The organism is Streptomyces sp. BBFR51, assembly GCF_044591655.1.
GTDB lineage: Bacteria > Actinomycetota > Actinomycetes > Streptomycetales > Streptomycetaceae > Streptomyces.
This window is the reverse complement of sequence record NZ_CP172448.1, coordinates 1,649,636-1,670,908: the sequence shown is the minus strand read 5'-3', so window position 1 is coordinate 1,670,908 and position 21,273 is coordinate 1,649,636. Positions and strand designations below refer to the sequence as shown.

Annotated in this window: 19 protein-coding genes; 16 read left to right on the top strand and 3 right to left on the bottom strand. The window is 71.3% G+C overall.

Features of this window, described 5'->3' with window-relative positions:
* Window positions 1–9: 9 nt before the first annotated feature.
* Both ACGH7X_RS07490 and ACGH7X_RS07485 read right to left on the bottom strand, forming a co-directional pair.
* Window positions 10–1,239 (bottom strand): DUF349 domain-containing protein, encoded by a 1,230-nt coding sequence (locus ACGH7X_RS07490; RefSeq protein ID WP_399882846.1) that lies wholly within the window; start codon window positions 1,237–1,239, stop codon window positions 10–12.
* Between the two features lie 135 nt (window positions 1,240–1,374).
* Window positions 1,375–2,199: a peptidylprolyl isomerase gene (locus tag ACGH7X_RS07485; RefSeq protein WP_399882844.1), complete on the bottom strand. Its 825-nt coding sequence runs from the start codon at window positions 2,197–2,199 to the stop codon at window positions 1,375–1,377.
* A gap of 183 nt (window positions 2,200–2,382) precedes the next feature.
* On the opposite strand from ACGH7X_RS07485, the gene ACGH7X_RS07480 reads away from it, so the two are divergent.
* The 5 genes from ACGH7X_RS07480 to rpsD all read left to right on the top strand — a co-directional run bounded on the left by ACGH7X_RS07480 (window position 2,383) and on the right by rpsD (window position 7,573).
* Window positions 2,383–3,099 carry an MBL fold metallo-hydrolase gene (locus ACGH7X_RS07480; RefSeq protein ID WP_399882842.1) on the top strand — a complete coding sequence of 239 codons (717 nt, stop codon included), beginning with the start codon at window positions 2,383–2,385 and terminating at the stop codon, window positions 3,097–3,099.
* Between the two features lie 11 nt (window positions 3,100–3,110).
* A complete protein-coding gene (gene hisS / locus ACGH7X_RS07475) occupies window positions 3,111–4,373 on the top strand; it encodes a histidine--tRNA ligase (RefSeq protein WP_399882840.1) in 1,263 nt (420 codons plus the stop codon).
* A gap of 202 nt (window positions 4,374–4,575) precedes the next feature.
* Entirely contained in the window at window positions 4,576–5,238 is a 663-nt protein-coding gene (locus ACGH7X_RS07470; protein WP_399882838.1) for a vitamin K epoxide reductase family protein, read from the top strand.
* A gap of 69 nt (window positions 5,239–5,307) precedes the next feature.
* Window positions 5,308–6,663: a replication-associated recombination protein A gene (locus tag ACGH7X_RS07465; RefSeq protein ID WP_399882836.1), complete on the top strand. Its 1,356-nt coding sequence runs from the start codon at window positions 5,308–5,310 to the stop codon at window positions 6,661–6,663.
* A gap of 295 nt (window positions 6,664–6,958) precedes the next feature.
* On the top strand, window positions 6,959–7,573 hold the full coding sequence (gene rpsD, locus ACGH7X_RS07460; RefSeq protein ID WP_031035730.1) for a 30S ribosomal protein S4: 615 nt from the start codon (window positions 6,959–6,961) through the stop codon (window positions 7,571–7,573).
* Window positions 7,574–7,605: 32 nt separating this feature from the next.
* Here rpsD and ACGH7X_RS07455 read toward each other — a convergent pair whose 3' ends face one another.
* Window positions 7,606–9,789: an ATP-binding protein gene (locus ACGH7X_RS07455; protein ID WP_399882835.1), complete on the bottom strand. Its 2,184-nt coding sequence runs from the start codon at window positions 9,787–9,789 to the stop codon at window positions 7,606–7,608.
* Between the two features lie 165 nt (window positions 9,790–9,954).
* Between ACGH7X_RS07455 and ACGH7X_RS07450 the strand changes: the two genes are divergently transcribed.
* The 11 genes from ACGH7X_RS07450 to ACGH7X_RS07400 all read left to right on the top strand — a co-directional run bounded on the left by ACGH7X_RS07450 (window position 9,955) and on the right by ACGH7X_RS07400 (window position 21,140).
* Window positions 9,955–10,407: a DUF948 domain-containing protein gene (locus tag ACGH7X_RS07450; protein ID WP_399882833.1), complete on the top strand. Its 453-nt coding sequence runs from the start codon at window positions 9,955–9,957 to the stop codon at window positions 10,405–10,407.
* A 7-nt stretch (window positions 10,408–10,414) separates the two neighbouring features.
* Window positions 10,415–10,786 carry a hypothetical protein gene (locus tag ACGH7X_RS07445; RefSeq protein WP_399882831.1) on the top strand — a complete coding sequence of 124 codons (372 nt, stop codon included), beginning with the start codon at window positions 10,415–10,417 and terminating at the stop codon, window positions 10,784–10,786.
* Complete coding sequence (gene alaS, locus ACGH7X_RS07440; RefSeq protein ID WP_399882829.1) at window positions 10,786–13,458, top strand: alanine--tRNA ligase; 2,673 nt, start codon at window positions 10,786–10,788, stop codon at window positions 13,456–13,458. The genes ACGH7X_RS07445 and alaS overlap by 1 nt, the downstream gene beginning before the upstream one ends.
* Before the next feature lie 59 nt (window positions 13,459–13,517).
* Window positions 13,518–13,970: a Holliday junction resolvase RuvX gene (gene ruvX, locus ACGH7X_RS07435; RefSeq protein ID WP_217166057.1), complete on the top strand. Its 453-nt coding sequence runs from the start codon at window positions 13,518–13,520 to the stop codon at window positions 13,968–13,970.
* 143 nt (window positions 13,971–14,113) lie between these two features.
* The gene (gene mltG, locus ACGH7X_RS07430; protein WP_399882827.1) at window positions 14,114–15,883 is read left to right on the top strand and encodes an endolytic transglycosylase MltG; all 1,770 of its coding nucleotides are present in this window, start codon (window positions 14,114–14,116) and stop codon (window positions 15,881–15,883) included.
* Window positions 15,864–16,703 (top strand): shikimate dehydrogenase, encoded by an 840-nt coding sequence (locus ACGH7X_RS07425; protein ID WP_399882826.1) that lies wholly within the window; start codon window positions 15,864–15,866, stop codon window positions 16,701–16,703. Before mltG ends, ACGH7X_RS07425 begins: the two co-directional genes overlap by 20 nt.
* 47 nt (window positions 16,704–16,750) lie before the next feature.
* Window positions 16,751–17,122, top strand: a complete 372-nt coding sequence (locus tag ACGH7X_RS07420; protein WP_399882824.1) for a hypothetical protein — start codon at window positions 16,751–16,753, stop codon at window positions 17,120–17,122.
* Window positions 17,123–17,298: 176 nt separating this feature from the next.
* Complete coding sequence (gene aroC, locus ACGH7X_RS07415; protein ID WP_399882822.1) at window positions 17,299–18,483, top strand: chorismate synthase; 1,185 nt, start codon at window positions 17,299–17,301, stop codon at window positions 18,481–18,483.
* The gene (locus ACGH7X_RS07410; protein ID WP_399882820.1) at window positions 18,480–18,998 is read left to right on the top strand and encodes a shikimate kinase; all 519 of its coding nucleotides are present in this window, start codon (window positions 18,480–18,482) and stop codon (window positions 18,996–18,998) included. Before aroC ends, ACGH7X_RS07410 begins: the two co-directional genes overlap by 4 nt.
* Window positions 18,995–20,086: a 3-dehydroquinate synthase gene (aroB, locus tag ACGH7X_RS07405; RefSeq protein WP_399882818.1), complete on the top strand. Its 1,092-nt coding sequence runs from the start codon at window positions 18,995–18,997 to the stop codon at window positions 20,084–20,086. Before ACGH7X_RS07410 ends, aroB begins: the two co-directional genes overlap by 4 nt.
* A 166-nt stretch (window positions 20,087–20,252) precedes the next feature.
* Window positions 20,253–21,140 (top strand): Pro-rich N-terminal domain-containing protein, encoded by an 888-nt coding sequence (locus ACGH7X_RS07400; protein ID WP_399882816.1) that lies wholly within the window; start codon window positions 20,253–20,255, stop codon window positions 21,138–21,140.
* The last annotated feature ends 133 nt before the right edge of the window (window positions 21,141–21,273 follow it).

Here is a 21,273-nt window from a genome sequence, read left to right as displayed (position 1 = left end):
TGCCGGCCGTCAGCCGCCGAACTCGTGCAGCCCCTTGAGCGCCTGGTCCAGCAGCGCCTGCCGGCCCTCCAGCTCACGCCCGAGCTTGTCGGCCTTGGCGTTGTTGCCCTGGGCGCGTGCCTGCTCGATCTGGGAGCGCAGCTTGTCCACGGCGGCCTGGAGCTGACCGGTCAGACCCTCGGCACGCGCGCGTGCCTCCGGGTTGCTCCGGCGCCACTCGGTCTCCTCGGCGTCCTGGAGCGCCCGCTCGACCGCGTGCATCCGGCCCTCGACCTTCGGCCGGGCGTCGCGCGGCACGTGGCCGATGGCCTCCCAGCGCTCGTTGACCGAGCGGAACGCGGCACGGGCCGCCTTGAGGTCGGTGACCGGGACGAGCTTCTCGGCCTCCTCGGCCAGCTCCTCCTTGAGCTTCAGGTTCTCCGTCTGCTCCGCGTCCCGCTCGGCGAAGACCGAGCTGCGGGCGGCGAAGAACACGTCCTGGGCGCCGCGGAAGCGGTTCCACAGGTCGTCCTCGTGTTCGCGCTGGGCGCGGCCCGCGGCCTTCCACTCGGACATCAGGTCGCGGTAGCGCGCGGCCGTCGGTCCCCAGTCCGTCGAGTTCGACAGCGCCTCGGCCTCGGAGACCAGCCGCTCCTTGGTCCGGCGGGCCTCCTCGCGCTGCGCGTCGAGCTGCGCGAAGTGCTGCTTGCGGCGCTTGGAGAACGCCGAGCGCGCGTGCGAGAAGCGGTGCCACAGCTCGTCGTCGGACTTGCGGTCCAGCCGCGGCAGGCCCTTCCAGGTGTCCACCAGGGAGCGCAGCCGCTCACCGGCCGCCCGCCACTGGTCCGAGCGGGCCAGCTCCTCGGCCTCGGCGACCAGTGCCTCCTTGGCGCCGCGCGCCTCGTCGGACTGCTTGGCCCGCTGGGCCTTGCGCTCCTCGCGCCGGGTCTCCACCAGCGCGACGAGCTTGTCCAGCCGGGCCCGCAGGGCTTCCAGATCGCCGACCGCGTGGTGCGCGTCCACCTGCTCCCGCAGATGGTCGACGGCGGTCTGGGCGTCCTTCGCCGACAGGTCGGTGGTCTTCACCCGCTTTTCGAGGAGGCCGATCTCGACAACCAGGCCTTCGTACTTGCGTTCGAAGTAGGCCAGTGCCTCCTCGGGGGAGCCTGCCTGCCAGGAGCCGACGACCTTCTCGCCGTCGGCCGTACGCACGTACACGGTCCCCGTCTCGTCGACGCGGCCCCACGGGTCGCTGCTCACAGCGCCTCCTCCACATGATGCCTGCGGAGGGCTTCGCTACCCCCGGGCATCGTCCACAATTTCGTCTCGGCAAACATAGGCGACCGGCGGGTGGCCTGTCCGCATCCCGCGCGACCGAACTTTTGCTGATGAGGGTCAGGATTTCGTGACGGTGGCCTTGTCGATCACGACCGTCGCGTTGGGTGCTCCGTCGCCCGCGCCGGTGCTCTCCCCGGCGGCGACGATCTTCTTCAGCACGGTCATGCCCTTGTCCGAGATGGTGCCGAACGGCGTGTAGCTCGGCGGCAGCGGACTGTCCTGGTACACGAGGAAGAACTGGCTGCCGCCGGAGCCCGGTTGACCGGTGTTCGCCATCGCCACCGTGCCCGCCGGGTACGTGTTCTCCTTGAGGCTTTTGTCCTTCAGGTTCTCGTCCGGGATGGTGTAGCCCGGACCGCCGTTGCCCTGGCCCGTCGGGTCGCCGCACTGGAGCACGTAGATCCCGTTGGTGGTGAGCCGGTGGCACGGCGTGTGGTCGAAGAAGCCCTTGCCGGCCAGGAAGTTGAACGAGTTGACGGTGTGCGGAGCCGCCGACGACTTCAGGGCGATGTCTATGTCACCGCAGGTCGTCGCCAGCTTCATCGTGTACTTCGCCGACTTGTCGATGGTCATCGCAGGTTCCTTCTTCCAGGTCTGCGTCTCGACCTTGCCCTCGGCGGGCTTGTCGCACGGGTCCGGCGCCTTGCTCGGAGCCGAGGCGCTCGGCGTGACCTCCGCGCTCGCGTTCGTCTTGTCGTCGTCGTCCCCCAGGACCACTCCGGTCGTGTACAGCGCGACACTGCCGATCAGAATCACGCCGAGCACCGACGCGATCGCGGCGTTGCGCATGCGGGCCTTGCGTCGCGCGGAGGTGCGTCGCTGCTGCTGCCGCAAGAACTTCTCCCGGGCGAGCTGACGCCGCCGCTGCTCCTGGGTGACCACCGGGTTCTCTCCTCATGCGTCTTCGTGTGCCGACCGGTACGCGTGGGTGCGATGAGCCGACCGTGGGCGTGTAGCCCCGTACCGTATATGGGTTCGCTGAGGAAACGGCACCGCCGGTAGGCTCTGACCATGGGCGCGGCCCGTTCGCAAGCCCACCCGTACCGACACAAACGAAGGACGATCGTGCTCATTGCCGGGTTCCCGGCCGGCGCCTGGGGGACGAACTGCTATCTCGTCGCCCCCGCCGCCGGCGAGGAGTGCGTGATCATCGACCCGGGCCACCAGGCGGCCCCCGGAGTCGAAGAAGCGATCCGCAAACATCGGCTCAAGCCCGTCGCCGTCGTCCTCACCCACGGCCACATCGACCACGTCGCCTCGGTCGTCCCGGTGTGCGGCGCGCACGACGTGCCCGCCTGGATCCACCCCGAGGACCGGTACATGATGAGCGACCCCGAGAAGGGCATCGGCCGCACCATCGGCATGCCGCTCATGGGCGAGCTGACCGTCGGGGAGCCGGACGACGTCAAGGAGCTGACCGACGGCGCGAAGCTGGACCTGGCGGGTCTGGAGCTGACGGTCGCGCACGCGCCGGGCCATACGAAGGGGTCGGTGACCTTCGGCCTGCCCGAGTCGGCGGACATCCCGCCGGTCATGTTCTCGGGAGACCTGCTGTTCGCCGGCTCCGTCGGACGCACCGACTTCCCCGGTGGCTCCATGGACGACATGCTCGAGTCCCTGGCCCGCGTGGCCCTGCCGCTCGACGACTCCACCGTGGTGCTGCCCGGTCACAACGACTACACGACCATCGGCCAGGAGCGCGCCACCAACCCGTATCTGCGGCAAGCGGCCGCAGGCCGGCAAGGACACAGCGCTGTTGACGCGCCCCGACGAGGAATGTGACGAGACATCCCGTGAGCACCTTCAAGGCCCCCAAGGGCACGTACGACCTGCTGCCGCCCGACTCCGCCAAGTTCCTGGCCGTCCGTGAGGCGATCGCCGCCCCGCTGCGCAACTCCGGCTACGGCTACATCGAGACGCCCGGCTTCGAGAACGTCGAGCTGTTCGCGCGCGGAGTCGGTGAGTCGACCGACATCGTGACCAAGGAGATGTACGTCTTCGAGACCAAGGGCGGCGACCGGCTCGCCCTGCGCCCGGAGACGACCGCCGCCGTGCTGCGCGCGGTCCTGGAGGCCAACCTGCACAAGGCGGGCAACCTGCCGGTGAAGGTCTGGTACTCGGGCTCGCAGTACCGCTACGAGCGCCCCCAGAAGGGCCGTTACCGCCACTTCTCCCAGGTCGGTGCCGAGGCGATCGGCGCCGAGGACCCGGCCCTGGACGCCGAACTGATCATCCTGGCCGACCAGTCGTACCGCGCGCTCGGCCTGCAGAACTTCCGCATCCTGCTCAACTCCCTGGGCGACAAGGAGTGCCGCCCCGTCTACCGGGCCGCGCTCCAGGACTTCCTGCGCGGCCTGGACCTGGACGAGGACACCCTGCGCCGCGCCGAGATCAACCCGCTGCGCGTCCTGGACGACAAGCGCCCCGACGTCCAGAAGCAGCTGACCGGCGCCCCGCTGCTGCGCGACTACCTGTGCGACGCGTGCAAGGCATACCACGAGGAGGTGCGCGAGCTGGTCACCGCGGCCGGCGTGGTCTTCGAGGACGACCCGAAGCTGGTCCGCGGCCTGGACTACTACACGCGCACCACGTTCGAGTTCGTCCACGACGGCCTCGGCTCCCAGTCCGCGGTGGGCGGCGGCGGCCGCTACGACGGCCTGTCCGAGATGATCGGCGGCCCGTCCCTGCCGTCGGTCGGCTGGGCCCTCGGCGTCGACCGCACCGTCCTCGCCCTGGAGGCGGAGGGCATCGAACCGGACATCCCGTCCGTCACCTCCGTCTTCGCGGTCCCGCTGGGCGAGGAGGCCCGCAGGATCCTCTTCGCCAAGGTCACCGAGCTGCGCAAGAACGGCGTCGCCGCCGACTTCTCCTACGGCGGCAAGGGCCTGAAGGCCGCGATGAAGGCGGCCAACCGCTCGGGCGCCCGCTACACCCTGGTCCTCGGCGAGCGCGACCTGGCCGAGGGTGTCGTCCAGCTCAAGGACATGGAGTCCGGCGAGCAGATCGCGATCGGCGTCAACGAGGTCGTGGCGGAGCTGGAGTCCAGGCTCGGTTAGCAGGCCTGTACGCCTCGTCGCCTCCAGGGGCGCGCGTTCTCGTTCGCGTGTGCCCCTGGAGAACGGGTGGTGGCCGGAACGGGCCGCTTCGGAGTGACCTTCGATCCGTTCATGTGTTCATCGAACGGTGGCCATACAGGGTGGTGCGGCACAATGGCCCTGCCCGAAGCAGGTCCGACTCTCAAGTGACGGAATCGGCGTGATGAGCAAGACGACAGTGAAGGACGTCTCCACCGTGGCAGAGTCCGCGCCGGAAGCCACCGCCGGAACACCGCGCACCGAGGGCGGCAGCCGCGCCCTCGCGCTGCTGCTGGTGATCACGGGCGCGGCCGGCCTGCTCGCCGCGTGGGTCATCACGATCGACAAGCAGAAGCTGCTCGAGGCCAAGGTCGCCGGCACGACCTTCACGCCCGGCTGCAGCCTCAACCCCGTCGTCTCCTGCGGCAGCGTCATGGAGAGCGACCAGGCCTCCGTCTTCGGCTTCCCCAACCCGATGCTCGGCCTTGCCGCCTACGCGATCGTGATCTGCGTCGGCATGAGCCTGCTCGCCCGGGCCCGCTTCCCGCGCTGGTACTGGCTCACCTTCAACGCCGGCTGCCTCTTCGGTGTCGGGTTCGTGTCCTGGCTGCAGTTCCAGTCCCTGTACCGGATCAACGCGCTGTGCCTGTGGTGCTGCCTGGCCTGGGTCGCCACGATCCTGATGTTCTGGTACGTGACGTCGTTCAACGTCCGCAAGGGCTTCCTGCCCGCGCCGACCTGGCTGCGCGGCTTCTTCGGCGAGTTCACCTGGGTCCTGCCGGTGCTGCACGTCGGCATCATCGGCATGATGATCCTCACTCGCTGGTGGGACTTCTGGACCAGCTGACGGGCCGGTCGGCCGCCCTGGCCCACCTGGCCCGTCGCGTTGTCAGTGCGGTCATTTAGGGTTCAGAGCGTGGAGCCCGACCTGTTCACCGCCGCAGCCGAAGAACGCCAGGAGAAGGACCCGACCGGCAGCCCCCTCGCCGTGCGGATGCGCCCGCGCACCCTCGACGAGGTCGTCGGTCAGCAGCACCTGCTCAAGCCCGGTTCTCCCCTGCGCCGACTCGTCGGCGAGGGCGGTACCGGCCCCGCGGGGCCCTCCTCGGTCATCCTCTGGGGCCCGCCGGGCACCGGCAAGACCACCCTGGCGTACGTCGTCTCCAAGGCCACCAACAAGCGCTTCGTGGAGCTGTCCGCGATCACCGCGGGCGTCAAGGAGGTCCGCGCGGTCATCGACGGCGCCCGCCGCGCGGTCGGCGGGTACGGCAAGGAGACCGTCCTCTTCCTCGACGAGATCCACCGCTTCAGCAAGGCCCAGCAGGACTCCCTGCTCCCCGCCGTCGAGAACCGCTGGGTCACCCTGATCGCCGCCACCACCGAGAACCCGTACTTCTCGGTGATCTCCCCGCTGCTCTCCCGCTCCCTCCTGCTCACCCTCGAACCCCTCACCGACGACGACGTCCGCGGCCTGCTCCGCCGCGCCCTGACCGACGAGCGCGGCCTGGGGGACGCCGTGGGCCTGCCCGAGGACACCGAGGAGCACCTGCTGCGCATCGCCGGCGGCGACGCCCGCCGGGCCCTGACCGCCCTGGAGGCCGCCGCCGGGGCCGCGCTGGACAAGGGCGAGACGGAGATCGCCCTGACCACGCTGGAGGAGACGGTCGACCGGGCCGCGGTGAAGTACGACCGCGACGGCGACCAGCACTACGACGTCGCCAGCGCCCTGATCAAGTCCATCCGCGGCTCCGACGTGGACGCCGCCCTGCACTACCTGGCCCGCATGGTCGAGGCCGGCGAGGACCCCCGCTTCATCGCCCGGCGCCTGATGATCTCCGCCAGCGAGGACATCGGCCTGGCCGATCCGAACGCGCTGCCGATCGCCGTCGCCGCCGCCCAGGCCGTCGCCATGATCGGCTTCCCCGAGGCCGCCCTCACCCTCAGCCACGCCACCATCGCCCTCGCCCTCGCCCCGAAGTCCAACGCCGCGACCACCGCCATCGGCGCCGCCCTGGACGACGTACGCAAGGGGCACGCCGGACCGGTCCCCTCGCATCTGCGCGACAGCCACTACAAGGGCGCAGGCAAGCTGGGGCACGGACAGGGGTACGTGTACCCGCACGACCTGCCGGAGGGCATCGCCGCCCAGCAGTACGCCCCGGACGAGCTGAAGGACCGGACGTACTACGAGCCGACCCGGCACGGCGCCGAGGCCCGCTACGCGGACGCGGTGGAGTGGACCCGCGGGCACCTCGGTCGCAAGCGGTCCTGAGCAGCCTGTAGAATCGCCCGAAGTGCCGAGTCCCGTGCAGTCAGAACGGGACAACCGGCCGGAACCCCCAGCGGGTTCCAGGAGCGTCGCGCACCGTCGATAGGTGTCGCGGGCAGCCCACCACCACCCGGCTTCCGGGAGCGGTCGGTGGGCCACTCGCGTGCTGCACGTATGTGCCCAGACCAGGGAGCGGCTGCCCGGCAGGTCCCGACAGGGACCGGACGGGTTTCCCCGGCTGCGGATTGCGACCTCCCTCAACCCTGACAAGCCGGAAACCAGGAAAGAGACACAGACAGTGGCGAACCAGCCCCGCCCCAAGGTCAAGAAGTCGCGTGCCCTCGGCATCGCGCTGACCCCGAAGGCCGTCAAGTACTTCGAGGCCCGTCCCTACCCGCCGGGTGAGCACGGCCGCGGCCGCAAGCAGAACTCGGACTACAAGGTCCGTCTGCTCGAGAAGCAGCGTCTGCGCGCGCAGTACGACCTCAGCGAGCGCCAGCTCGTCCGCGCCTACGAGCGTGCCTCCAAGACCAACATGAAGACCGGCGAGGCCCTGGTCATCGAGCTCGAGCGCCGTCTCGACGCGCTGGTCCTGCGCTCGGGCATCGCCCGGACGATCTACCAGGCCCGCCAGATGGTCGTCCACGGCCACATCCAGGTCAACGGCCAGAAGGTCGACAAGCCGTCCTTCCGCGTCCGTCCGGACGACGTCGTGCAGGTCCGCGACCGCTCCAAGGAGAAGACGCTCTTCACGATCGCCCGTGAAGGTGGCTTCGCCCCCGACGGCGAGACCCCGCGCTACCTCCAGGTGAACCTCAAGGCCCTGGCGTTCCGCCTGGACCGCGAGCCGAACCGCAAGGAGATCCCGGTGATCTGCGACGAGCAGCTCGTCGTCGAGTACTACGCCCGCTGATCCCAGCCCCGGCGCAGTACACCCGCGGTACCTCAGCCCGCAGTCTCCCCGCCCTTCCGGGTGGGTGAGGCGGCGGGCTTCGCCGTCCGGGCGCCCGCGGCACTCCGCCCGGCCTTACGCGGCGCCGGCAGCGAGGCCGGCACCCCGGGCCGGCGCAGCGCCCGCGACACCGCCTCCCGGCGGCCGAGCCGCGCCCCGTGCCGTACGCACTCCTCGTACCGCTCGTCGCCCAGCTGCTCCCGGGCCGCCGCCTCGCACAGCTCGTGCGGCGCGTTGTAGTGCGCCGAGCCGAACAGCGGCAGCCCCACCGACGGCCACATCCGCCCGGCCGCGCCCTGGAGCACCGCGGCCTCCGCGGCGTCGCCCTGCGCCACCGTGACCAGCGCCAGCAGCTCCACCGCCAGCACCGAGCCCAGCTGGTCCCGGAAGCGGTGGGCACTGCCCAGGCAGTCGGCCAGCAGCTCACGGGCGCGCACCGGGTCGCCGTCGCTCCAGGCGGCGTAGGCCAGGACGTACAGGGCGTAGCCGCGCGCCCAGCGCTCGCCGTGGTCGTCGCACACCTGGCGCACGTCCTCGCACAGGCGCACCGCGTCCGGCAGATCGCCCTGGAACGCCCGGGTCATCGCCAGCTCCACCTGGCCCATCAGCACGTTGCTGTTGAGTTCGCCGATCTCCCGATAGCGGTGCAGCGCGGAGCTCAGCAGCATCTCCGCGCGCGGCATGTCGTCCGTCACCAGGGCCAGACAGCCGGTGCGGTGCTCCGCGTACGCCACCGCCGTGGGGTTCGCCGACCGCTCCGCCTCCTGACGGCACTCCTGGAGCGCCGCCAGCGCGGGCACCGTGTCGCCCTGGAGGATCGCCACGTGGGCGAGCACCCACAGCGCCTTCAGCCGGGACTGTTCGCCCGCCGTCGCCTCCGCGTCCAGGCGCACCGCCTGCTCCAGCCAGTGCCGCCCCTCCGACAGCCGACCGCAGCCGACCCAGTGGAACCACAGGGCACCCGCCAGATACTGGCCCAGGTGCGCCTCGTCCGGCTCGGTCAGACAGTGCTCCAGGGCGCCACGCAGATTCGGCAGCTCCGCGTCCACCCGCGCGGCGACCTCGCCCTGGCGCGGCGAGAACCACTCCAGCTCGCACCAGGTCGCCAGGCCCACGTACCAGTCCCGGTGCCGCCGCCGCAGCCGCGTCGCGTCCCCCGTCGCCTCCAGCCAGTCGGCGCCGTACGCCCGTACCGTGTCGAGCATCCGGTACCGCACCCCGGCCAAGGACTCCTCGCGGGTCAGCACGGACTGGGCGAGCAGCGCGGAGAGCACGTCCAGCACCTCGTCGGTCGGCAGCCCCTCACCGCTGCACACGTACTCGGCGGCCTCCAGGTCGAACGACCCGGCGAACACCGACAGCCGCGCCCACAGCAGCCGCTCCGGCGGCGTGCACAGCTCGTGGCTCCAGCCGATCGCCGTGCGCAGCGTCCGGTGCCGTGGCAGCGCGGTGCGGTCCCCGCCCGTCAGCAGCCGGAAACGGTCGTCGAGCCGTTGCAGCACCTGCCCCGGCGACAGTGCGCCGAGGCGTCCCGCCGCCAGCTCGATCGCCAGCGGGATCCCGTCCAGGCGCCGGCACAGCTCGCGCACCTCCCGGTGGTCCTCGTCCAGGTCGGCGTCGTAGCCGTAGGTGAGGTGCCGCTGCCCCGCCCGGACCGTCAGCAGCTCCACCGCCTCCTCCGGGCCCAGCGGCGTCAGCGGAACCAGCCGCTCCCCGGACACGCCCAGCGGCCTGCGGCCCACCGCCAGCACGCTCAGCCCGGGGGCGCGGCCCAGCAGGTCGGTCACCAGCGCGGCACAGGCGTCGACCAGGTGCTCGAACCCGTCCAGGACCAGCAGCAGTTCCTGCTCGGCGAGATGTGCGAACAGCGTCTCGCGCGGCAGCCGCGTCGTGTGGTCGGTCAGGCCCAGCGCCTCCACGACCGCGTAGTCCACGAACTCCTCGTCGCGCAGCGGCGCCAGCTCCACCCGCCACACCCCGCCGCGGGGCGCGCACCGCGTGGCCGCCCGGGCGGCCAGGCGCGACTTGCCGACGCCACCGGTCCCGGTGACGGTCACCAGCCGCCCGGAGCCCAACGCCCCGGTCAGCTCCGCGAGCTCCCTCGCTCTCCCCACGAAGGCGTCGAGTTCCAGCGGTAGATTGCCGTGCGGGATGCCGTCGCGCCGATGGTCTCGCATGAAACACGGAGCGTACTGAACCGAATTCACTCCGTACAATCGCTTCCCGCGACTTCACCGCACCGCGCCGCGCGCCGACGGTAATCGGGTACGGAGCCCCGTGCCCGGCGCGATAGGCTCGGTGCACGACTTTCCCGATGTTCAGGCACGTCTTTCAGGGAGCGGGTGCACACAGTGTCCGGTGGCGAGGTGGCCGGGATCCTGGTGGCCGTCTTCTGGGCGATCCTGGTCTCCTTCCTCGCCGTCGCACTGGCGAGGCTGGCCCAGACGCTCAGGGCGACCACCAAGCTCGTGGCGGACGTGACCGACCAGGCCGTCCCGCTGCTGGCCGACGCCTCGTCGGCGGTGCGCTCGGCGCAGACCCAGATCGACCGGGTCGACGCGATCGCCTCCGACGTCCAGGAGGTCACCTCGAACGCCTCCGCGCTGTCCACCACCGTGGCCTCCACCTTCGGCGGGCCCCTGGTCAAGGTCGCGGCGTTCGGGTACGGCGTGCGCCGGGCGCTGGGCGGTCGCAAGGAGGACGTGCCCGCGGGCCCGGCCAAGGAGCCGCGGCGTACCGTGATCGTCGGCCGTACGATCCCGGCCGCGCGGCGGACGAAGCGGAAGAAGGACTGATCCAGCGATGTTCCGCCGTACGTTCTGGTTCGGCACCGGCGTGGCCGCCGGTGTGTGGGCCACCACCAAGGTCAACCGGAAGCTCAAGCAGCTGACCCCCGACAGCCTCGCCGCGACCGCGGCCAACAAGGCGCTGGACGTGGGCACCCGGGTCAAGGACCGCGCGGTGGGCTTCGCGCTCGACGTCCGCGACAACATGGCCCAGCGCGAGGCCGAACTGGACGACGCGCTGGGCCTCAAGGCCCCCGTCGACCAGGCCCCCGTCGACCAGGAACGTGCGTCGCCCCTGCGGCGTGCCGCGATCGAGAACAGCAACAACCCGAAGTCCGTCGTCGACGTCAGGACGACGTACTCGTACAACCGGAATGAGGACCACTGATGGAGTCGGCCGAGATTCGTCGCCGCTGGTTGAGCTTCTTCGAGGAGCGCGGTCACACCGTCGTCCCTTCGGCGTCGCTCATCGCGGACGACCCGACTCTGCTGCTCGTCCCGGCCGGCATGGTGCCCTTCAAGCCCTACTTCCTCGGTGAGGTCAAGCCGCCCTTCGACCGCGCCACCAGCGTGCAGAAGTGCGTGCGCACGCCGGACATCGAAGAGGTAGGCAAGACCACGCGCCACGGCACCTTCTTCCAGATGTGCGGCAACTTCTCCTTCGGCGACTACTTCAAGGAAGGCGCCATCAAGTACGCCTGGGAGCTGCTCACCAGCCCCCAGGACAAGGGCGGTTACGGCCTCGACCCCGAGCGTCTGTGGATCACCGTCTACAAGGACGACGACGAGGCCGAGCGCATCTGGCACGACGTCGTGGGTGTCCCCTCCGAGCGCATCCAGCGCCTCGGCAAGAAGGACAACTACTGGTCCATGGGCGTCCCCGGCCCCTGCGGCCCCTGCTCCGAGATCAACTACGACCGCGGCCCCGAGTTCGGCGCCGAGGGCGGCCCCGCCGTCAACGACGAGCGGTACGTGGAGATCTGGAACCTCGTCTTCATGCAGTACGAGCGGGGCGAGGGCATCGGCAAGGAGGACTTCGAGATCCTCGGGGACCTGCCGAGCCAGAACATCGACACCGGCCTCGGCCTGGAACGCCTCGCCATGATTCTGCAGGGCGTGCAGAACATGTACGAGATCGACACCTCCATGGCCGTCATCAAGAAGGCCACCGAGCTGACCGGCGTGGCCTACGGCGACGCCCAGGCCTCGGACGTCTCCCTGCGCGTGGTCACCGACCACATGCGCACCTCCGTGATGCTCATCGGCGACGGCGTCACCCCCGGCAACGAGGGCCGCGGCTACGTGCTGCGCCGCATCATGCGCCGCGCCATCCGCAACATGCGGCTGCTCGGCGCCACAGGACCGGTCGTCAAGGACCTGATCGACGTCGTGATCGCGATGATGGGGCAGCAGTACCCCGAGCTGCTCACCGACCGCGAGCGGATCGAGAAGGTCGCCCTCGCCGAGGAGAACGCCTTCCTGAAGACGCTGAAGGCCGGCACTAACATCCTCGACACCGCCGTCAGCGACACCAAGGCCGGCGGCGGCACCGTCCTCGCCGGCGACAAGGCCTTCCTGCTCCACGACACCTGGGGCTTCCCGATCGACCTCACCCTGGAGATGGCCGCCGAGCAGGGGCTGTCCGTGGACGAGGACGGGTTCCGCCGCCTGATGAAGGAGCAGCGGGAGCGCGCCAAGGCCGACGCCCAGGCCAAGAAGACCGGCCACGCCGGCGCCGGTGCCTACCGGGAGATCGCCGACAAGGCCGGCGCCACCGACTTCGTCGGCTACACCGACACCGAGACCGAGTCCACGATCGTCGGCATCCTCGTCGACGGCGCCTCCTCCCCGGCCGCCACCGAGGGCGACGAGGTCGAGATCGTCCTGGACCGCACCCCGTTCTACGCCGAGGGCGGCGGCCAGATCGGCGACACCGGCCGGATCAAGGTCGACACCGGCGCCGTGATCGAGGTCCGCGACTGCCAGAAGCCGGTCCCCGGCGTTTACGTCCACAAGGGCGTCGTGCAGGTCGGCGAGGTCACCGTCGGTGCCAAGGCCCAGGCCTTGATCGACGACCGCCGCCGCCACGCCATCGCCCGCGCCCACTCGGCCACCCACCTCACCCACCAGGCCCTGCGCGACGCCCTCGGCCCGACGGCCGCCCAGGCCGGTTCCGAGAACCAGCCCGGCCGCTTCCGCTTCGACTTCGGCTCGCCCTCCGCCGTGCCGACGGCCGTGATGACCGACGTCGAGCAGAAGATCAACGAGGTGCTCGCCCGCGACCTCGACGTGCGCGCCGACGTCATGGGCATCGACGAGGCCAAGAAGCAGGGGGCCATCGCCGAGTTCGGCGAGAAGTACGGCGAGCGCGTGCGCGTCGTCACCATCGGCGACTTCTCCAAGGAGCTGTGCGGCGGTACCCACGTGCACAACACCGCCCAGCTCGGCCTGGTCAAGCTGCTCGGCGAGTCGTCCATCGGCTCCGGCGTGCGCCGCATCGAGGCGCTGGTCGGCGTGGACGCCTACCACTTCCTCGCCCGCGAGCACACGGTCGTCGCCCAGCTCCAGGAGCTGATCAAGGGCCGTCCCGAGGAGCTTCCGGAGAAGGTCTCCGCCATGCTCGGCAAGCTCAAGGACGCCGAGAAGGAGATCGAGAAGTTCCGCGCCGAGAAGGTCCTCCAGGCCGCCGGCGGTCTCGCCGACTCCGCCAAGGACGTGCGCGGCATCGCCCTGGTGACCGGCCAGGTCCCGGACGGCACCACCGCCGACGACCTGCGCAAGCTGGTCCTCGACGTGCGCGGCCGCATCCAGGGCGGCCGGGCCGCGGTCGTGGCCCTGTTCACCACCGTCAACGGCAAGCCCCTGACCGTCATCGCCACCAACGAGGCCGCCCGCGAGCGCGGTCTCAAGGCCGGTGACCTGGTGCGCACCGCCGCCAAGACCCTCGGCGGCGGCGGTGGCGGCAAGCCCGACGTCGCCCAGGGCGGCGGCCAGAACCCGGCCGCCATCGGCGACGCCGTCGACGCCGTCGAGCGCCTCGTGGCGGACACCGCCAAGTGAACGGGCCGGACAACGACCAGGTGGGCGACGAATCGGGGGACCGGGCGGACCGCCCGGTGATGCGCCGCGGCCGCCGCCTTGCCGTCGACGTCGGGGACGCCCGCATCGGGGTCGCCTCGTGCGACCCCGACGGGATCCTCGCCACCCCGGTGGAGACCGTCCCCGGCCGTGACGTCCCGGCGGCACACCGACGTCTGAGGCAGCTCGTCGAGGAGTACGAGCCGATCGAGGTCGTCGTCGGTCTCCCGCGCTCCCTCAAGGGGGGCGAGGGCCCGGCCGCGGCCAAGGTCAGGCGCTTCACGCAGGAGCTGGCCCGCGGCATCGCTCCGGTGCCGGTCAGGCTCGTCGACGAGCGGATGACGACGGTCACGGCCAGTCAGGGGCTGCGTGCCTCCGGAGTGAAGTCCAAGAAGGGCCGGTCGGTCATCGACCAGGCCGCCGCTGTGATCATCCTCCAGCAGGCCCTGGAATCCGAACGGGTGTCAGGCAGGCCACCCGGCGAGGGCGTCTAAGTGGTCATCTGATCGCGGTACGGTAACGTTCCGCGCGATGCGGAGGCATTTCGAACAGCCACCGCACAGCAAGAGGCGGAACGGAAGCGGGCCCTTCGGCACAGGCCGCGCCCCCCCCGTCGCCTCGCGGCTCTAGGGGATCCATGACTGAGTATGGCCGGGGCCCAGGCTCCGAACCGTGGCATCCGGAGGACCCGTTGTACGGGGACGGCGGATGGGGAGGACAGCAGGCCCACGCGGGTCAGCAGTCCCCCTACGGCGGCCAGCCGCAGCAGTATCCGGAGCAGCAGGCGCAGCAGCAGTACGGCGACTGGGGCGACGGCGGCCAGTCGGGGTACGGCGGCGGGCAGCCGCAGTACGACCAGTACGGCCACCAGCACCCCGAGCCGCAGTACGACCAGTACGGCCGGCCGCAGTACGACCAGCACCAGTACGGTCAGCAGTACAACCAGCAGCAGTACGACCAGCAATACGCACCCCAGCCCCACCAGCCGCAGCAGGGCCAGCCGGGCCAGCAGGGCTATGACAACGGCGGCTGGAGCACCGGCGCGCATCCCCACGCCCAGTACCCGGCCGAGCCGTCCGACCCCTACGGACAGCAGGCCGGCGGCTACGGCGCGGAGCAGCCCGACTTCTACGGCACCCCTGAGGCCTACCCGCCGCCGGAGCCGCCCGCCCGCCGGCGCGCCGAGCCCGAGCCGCAGCGCACCGACTGGGACCCCGGTCCCGACGAGGGCGAGCACGCCTTCTTCGCGGGCGGGGACGACGGTGACGAGGACGACGCGGCGGACGACGGCCGCGAGGACCGCAGGAGCCGGGGCGGCAAGCCCAAGAAGCGCCGCAGTGGATGCGCCTGTCTGGTGGTCTGCCTGGTGCTGGGCGGCGGTGTGGCGGGCGTCGGCTATTTCGGCTACCAGTTTTACCAGGATCGTTTCGGCGCGGCCCCGGACTTCGCGGGCGAGGGCAACGGCGAGCAGGTGACCGTCACCATTCCCAAGGGCGCGGGCGGCTCGACGATCGGCCAGGAGCTGAAGCGGCAGGGCGTGGTGAAGAGCGTCGACGCCTTCATCGCGGCCCAGCAGAGCAACCCGCAGGGCAAGAGCATCCAGGACGGCGTCTACACGCTGCAGAAGGAGATGTCGGCCGAGAGCGCGGTCGAACTCCTGCTCAACCCGAAGAGCCGCAGCAACCTGATCATTGCCGAGGGCAGGCGCAACGTCGACGTCTACAAGCTCATCGACAAGCGCCTCGAGGTGAAGGAAGGCACCACCGCCAAGGTCGCCAAGTCCGAGTACAAGAGCCTCGGCCTGCCCGACTGGGCGCTGAACCACAAGAACGTGAAGGACCCGCTGGAGGGCTTCCTGTACCCGTCCAGCTACTCGGCGGCCAAGGGACAGAAGCCCGAGGACGTGCTCAAGCAGATGGTGGCGCGTGCCAGCGAGCAGTACGAGAAGATCGGCCTCGAGAAGAAGGCGGAGGGCCTCGGCCTCGAGGGGCCGTGGGAACTGCTCACCGTGGCGAGCCTGCTGCAGGCGGAGGGCAAGACGCACGACGACTTCCGCAAGATGTCCGAGGTCATCTACAACCGGCTCAAGGAGTCCAACACCGAGACGAACCAGAAGCTCCAGTTCGACTCGTCCTTCAACTACCTGAAGGGTCAGAGCAAGATCCACATCAGCGAGTCCGAGATCAACACCAACACGGACCCGTACAACACCTACACCAACAAGGGCCTGCCGCCCGGTCCCATCGGCAACCCCGGCGAAGAGGCCCTGCAAGCGGCGCTCAACCCCACGAAGGACGGCTGGATCTACTTCGTGGCGACCGACGGCGTGAAGAAGACCGAGTTCGCGAAGACACACGACGAGTTCCTGAGGCTGAAGGACAAGTTCGATGCCAGCTCCGGCAACTGACCGTCGCAGGGCCGCCGTTCTCGGCTCCCCGATCGCCCACTCCCTCTCCCCGGTACTGCACCGCGCCGCCTATGCGGAGCTGGGGCTGGCGGACTGGACGTACGACTGTTTCGACATCGACGAGGCGGCACTGCCCGGCTTCTTCGAGGAACTGGGTCCCGAGTGGGCGGGGCTGTCGCTGACCATGCCGCTCAAGCGGGCGGTGATCCCGCTGCTCGACGGGATCAGCGACACGGCGGCCTCCGTGGACGCGGTGAACACCGTGGTCGTCACCGAGGACGGCCGCAGGACCGGCGACAACACCGACATCCCCGGCATGGTCGCCGCGCTGCGCGAGCACGGCATCGAGCAGGTCGAGACCGCCGCGGTCCTCGGCGCGGGCGCCACCGCCTCCTCCGCGCTGGCCGCGCTGGCCCGGATCTGCACCGGCGAGGTCGCCGTCTACGTCCGCAGCGCGGCGCGCGCCGCCGAGATGCGGGGCTGGGCCGAGCGGCTGGACGTCGACGTGCGCATCGCGGACTGGGCCGACGCCGAGGAGGCGCTGCACGCCCCGCTGGTCGTGGCCACCACGCCGGCCGGCGCCACCGACGCCCTCGGCGCCGCCGTCCCCGAGACGCCGGCGACCCTCTTCGACGTGCTCTACGACCCCTGGCCCACCGCGCTCGCCGCCCGCTGGTCGGCGTACGGCGGTGCCGTCGTCAGCGGCCTCGACCTGCTGCTCCACCAGGCGGTGCTCCAGGTGGAGCAGATGACCGGCCGCGCTCCGGCGCCGCTGGCCGCCATGCGAAAAGCGGGAGAGCACGCGCTCGCGGACCGCTAGGATCCGTCCCGTTCCGCAGGGGGCGGAACGGAGGGGGAAGACGATCCATGTACACAGGCGTGCCGCTGGCCTCCGTCAAGAGCCAGATCTTCGAGTCCGTGCTGGGCTTCCTGCCCGACTGGGTGCAGATCACGGTGCTCGCCCTGATCGTCCTCGCCGTCGTGGCGAGCTGGGTGATCAAACTGAAGCGCCGGATCGCCCGGCGGCGCACCCTGCGCGACGGCCAGGCCGTGCCCACCGCGGCCCGGCACGGCCAGAGCACCGGCGCCGACCATCTGGGGCCGTACGCCCCGCCGCGGCAGGAGGAGAGGGGCGCCGACTTCCTCGGTCCCTACGCCCCGCCGCGGCAGGAGGAGAGCGGCGCCGACTTCCTCGGTTCCTACGCTCCCTCGCGGCAGCAGGGGAACGGCCCCGCCTGACGCCGACCGGGACCCGCGTCCGCCCGTCCGTCAAATGGACCGTCGGCCGGTCCCGGGGGCCGAACGTGGGAGGATCGAAGACGGCGGACCGGGGCCGCGCACCCGGTCGAGCCGTCGCGCACGCGGACAGGACGCGTACGCAGGCCATACCGGGGCGCGAGCACTGAGGAGCACCGTTGAGCAGGTTGCGCTGGCTGACCGCGGGGGAGTCCCACGGTCCCGCACTCGTCGCGACGCTGGAGGGCCTGCCCGCCGGCGTGCCGATCACCACCGACATGGTGGCGGACCACCTGGCGAGGCGGCGGCTCGGCTACGGTCGCGGCGCGCGGATGAAGTTCGAGCGCGACGAGGTCACCTTCCTCGGTGGCGTCCGGCACGGTCTGACGATGGGCTCCCCGGTCGCCGTCATGGTCGGCAACACCGAGTGGCCCAAGTGGGAGCAGGTCATGGCGGCCGACCCGGTGGACCCCGAGGTGCTGGCCGGACTCGCCCGCAACGCCCCGCTCACCCGGCCCCGGCCCGGTCACGCCGACCTCGCGGGCATGCAGAAGTACGGCTTCGACGAGGCCCGGCCGATCCTGGAGCGCGCCTCGGCCCGTGAGACGGCGGCCCGGGTGGCGCTGGGCGCGGTGGCCCGGTCGTACCTGAAGGAGACGACCGGCGTCGAGATCGTCAGCCATGTCGTCGAGCTGGCCGGGGCGAAGGCGCCCCACGGCGTGTACCCGACGCCTGCCGATGTCGAGAAGCTGGACGCCGACCCCGTGCGCTGCCTGGACGCGGACGCGTCGAAGGCGATGGTCGCCGAGATCGACCAGGCCCACAAGGACGGCGACACCCTCGGCGGCGTCGTCGAGATCCTCGCCTACGGCGTGCCGGTGGGCCTCGGCTCGCACGTCCACTGGGACCGCAAGCTCGACGCGCGGCTCGCGGGCGCCCTCATGGGTATCCAGGCGATCAAGGGCGTCGAGATCGGCGACGGCTTCGAGCTGGCCCGGGTGCCCGGCTCCCGGGCCCACGACGAGATCGTGAGCACGCCCGACGGCATCCGCCGGGTCTCCGGCCGCTCCGGCGGCACCGAGGGCGGCCTCACCACCGGTGAGCTGCTGCGGGTGCGCGCCGCGATGAAGCCGATCGCGACCGTGCCGCGCGCCCTGAAGACCGTGGACGTGACCACCGGCGAGGCCACGCAGGCTCACCACCAGCGCTCCGACGTGTCCGCCGTACCGGCCGCCGGGATCGTCGCCGAGGCCATGGTGGCCCTCGTGCTCGCGGACGCCGTCGCGGAGAAGTTCGGCGGCGACTCGGTCGCCGAGACCCGCCGCAACGTGACCTCGTACCTCGACAACCTGGCCATCCGATGAGCGGGGCCCCGCTGGTCGTCCTCGTCGGCCCGATGGGCGTCGGCAAGTCCACCGTCGGACAGCTGCTGGCCGGGCGACTCGGCGTCGGCTACCGGGACACGGACGAGGACATCGTCTCCGCCGAGGGGCGCAGCATCGCCGAGATCTTCGTGGACGAGGGCGAGCCCGCCTTCCGCGAGCGGGAGAAGAACGCCGTGCGCGCCGCGCTCACCGGGCACGACGGAGTCCTCGCCCTCGGCGGCGGCGCGATCCTGGACGCGGACACGCGCGCGCTGCTCGCCGGGCAGCGGGTCGTCTACCTCTCGATGGACGTCGAGGAGGCGGTCAAGCGCACCGGCCTGAACGCGGCGCGTCCGCTGCTGGCGGTCAACCCGCGCAAGCAGTGGCGCGAGCTGATGGAGGCCCGTCGGCACCTGTACGAGGAGGTGGCCGCCGCGGTCGTGGCCACCGACGGCCGTACGCCCGAAGAAGTCACCCAAGCCGCCCTGGACGCACTGGAGCTGAAGGAAGCATGAGCGAGGCAGTCACCCGGATCCAGATCGGCGGCACCGCCGGATCCGACCCCTACGAGGTCCTGGTGGGCCGTCAGCTGCTGGGAGAGCTGGGCGGCCTCATCGGCGCGAAGGCCAAACGGGTCGCGGTGATCCACCCGGAGGCGCTGGCCGAAACCGGTGACGCCTTGCGCGCCGACCTCGCCGAGCAGGGCTACGAGGCGATCGCCATCCAGGTGCCCAACGCGGAGGAGGCCAAGACCGCCGAGGTCGCCGCGTACTGCTGGAAGGCGCTCGGACAGTCCGGGTTCACCCGCACCGACGTCATCATCGGGGTCGGCGGCGGGGCCAGCACCGACCTGGCCGGATTCGTCGCCGCGACCTGGCTGCGCGGGGTGCGCTGGATCGCCGTGCCCACCACCGTGCTGGCCATGGTGGACGCGGCCGTCGGCGGGAAGACCGGCATCAACACCGCCGAGGGCAAGAACCTCGTCGGCTCCTTCCACCCGCCGGCCGGTGTCCTGTGCGACCTGGCCGCCCTGGACTCGCTGCCGGTCAACGACTACGTCTCCGGGCTGGCCGAGGTCATCAAGGCCGGCTTCATCGCCGATCCGGTGATCCTCGACCTCATCGAGTCCGACCCCCAGGCCGCGCGCACCCCGGCCGGACCGCACACCGCCGAGCTGATCGTGCGCTCCATCAACGTCAAGGCCGAGGTCGTCTCGTCCGACCTGAAGGAAGCGGGCCTCAGGGAGATCCTCAACTACGGCCACACCCTCGGCCACGCCATCGAGAAGAACGAGCGCTACAAGTGGCGCCACGGCGCCGCCGTCTCCGTCGGCATGCACTTCGCCGCCGAACTGGGCCGTCTGGCGGGCCGGCTGGACGACGTCACCGCCGACCGCCACCGCGCCGTCCTCGAAGCCGTCGGGCTGCCGCTGCACTACCGGTACGACCAGTGGCCCAAGCTGGTCGAGAACATGAAGGTCGACAAGAAGTCCCGCGGCGACGTGCTGCGCTTCATCGTCCTGGACGGCCTCGCCAAGCCCACCGTGCTGGAGGGCCCCGACCCGGCCGTCCTCCTCGCCGCCTACGGCGAGGTGGGTGAGTAGTACCCCGGTGCGCCTTCCGTCCGATTCGACCTGTCGGACGGGCACTTCGGGCCGCCCCCGGCCGTTCACCAAACGACGGCCGGGGACGGTACCGTTCGGTAGCACAGGGGCGGGCACCCGTCCCGCCGTCAGCGCCCATCGCCTGTACGAGACGGAGTGGCACCGGATGCAGCACCCAGTGGGTCCTCCGCTGCCGCCGCCCCACCAGCCGGGGCACGGACCGGCCGTCGGCTGGTCCCCGGCCGCACACCACCCCGGCCCGCACCAGGGTCCCGCCGCCCCCGTGCCGCCGCCCTCGGCGCCTGGGCACCCCCTGCCGGCCCCGCACTCCGCGGCACCGCAGCAGGCCCCGTCGCCGCCGCCGGCCGCGGGCCCGCCCCAGCCGGCCCCCGCCCCGCCGGTGCCGGACACCACCGGCCACGTGCCGCTGCCGCCCGGCGGCCCGGTGGCCGTGCCCAGCGTGCCCCCCGCCACGGCCGCCGCGCCCGACCCCACCACGACCACCCTCGCGGTGCTGCTCATAGGCCCCGCGGGCGCCGGCAAGACCAGCGTCGCCAAGTACTGGGCGGACCACCGCCGGGTCCCCACCGCGCACATCAGCCTCGACGACGTCCGCGAATGGGTCCGCTCCGGCTTCGCCGACCCCCAGACCGGGTGGAACGAACACTCGGAGGCGCAGTACCGCCTGGCCCGCCGCACCTGCGGCTTCTCCGCGCGCAACTTCCTCGCCAACGGCATCTCGTGCATCCTCGACGACGCCGTCTTCCCGGACCGCCCGGTCGTCGGCCTCGGCGGCTGGAAGCGGCACGTCGGCCCCGGCCTGCTCCCGGTGGTCCTCCTGCCGGGGCTGGACATCGTCCTGGAGCGCAACGCCGAACGCAGCGGCAACCGGCGGCTGACCGACGAGGAGGTCGCCCGCATCCACGGCCGCATGGCTGGCTGGTACGGCTCCGGCCTCCCGATCATCGACAACTCCCAACTCGACGTACCGGAGACGGCCCAGGTCCTCAACGAGGTCCTGTCCCGCTCCATAGCAAGCCCCCCGAACTGGTAAGCAGGGGCCAGGGAAGCGCCCTGAAGGGGCGCGGGGAACTGCGCGAGAGGCCCCCACCGGCCGGCAGCCGCCACACAACGCCGAGCCCCACCCCAGCAGGCGCACGCAGGGCGCACCCGCACACCTCCCCACT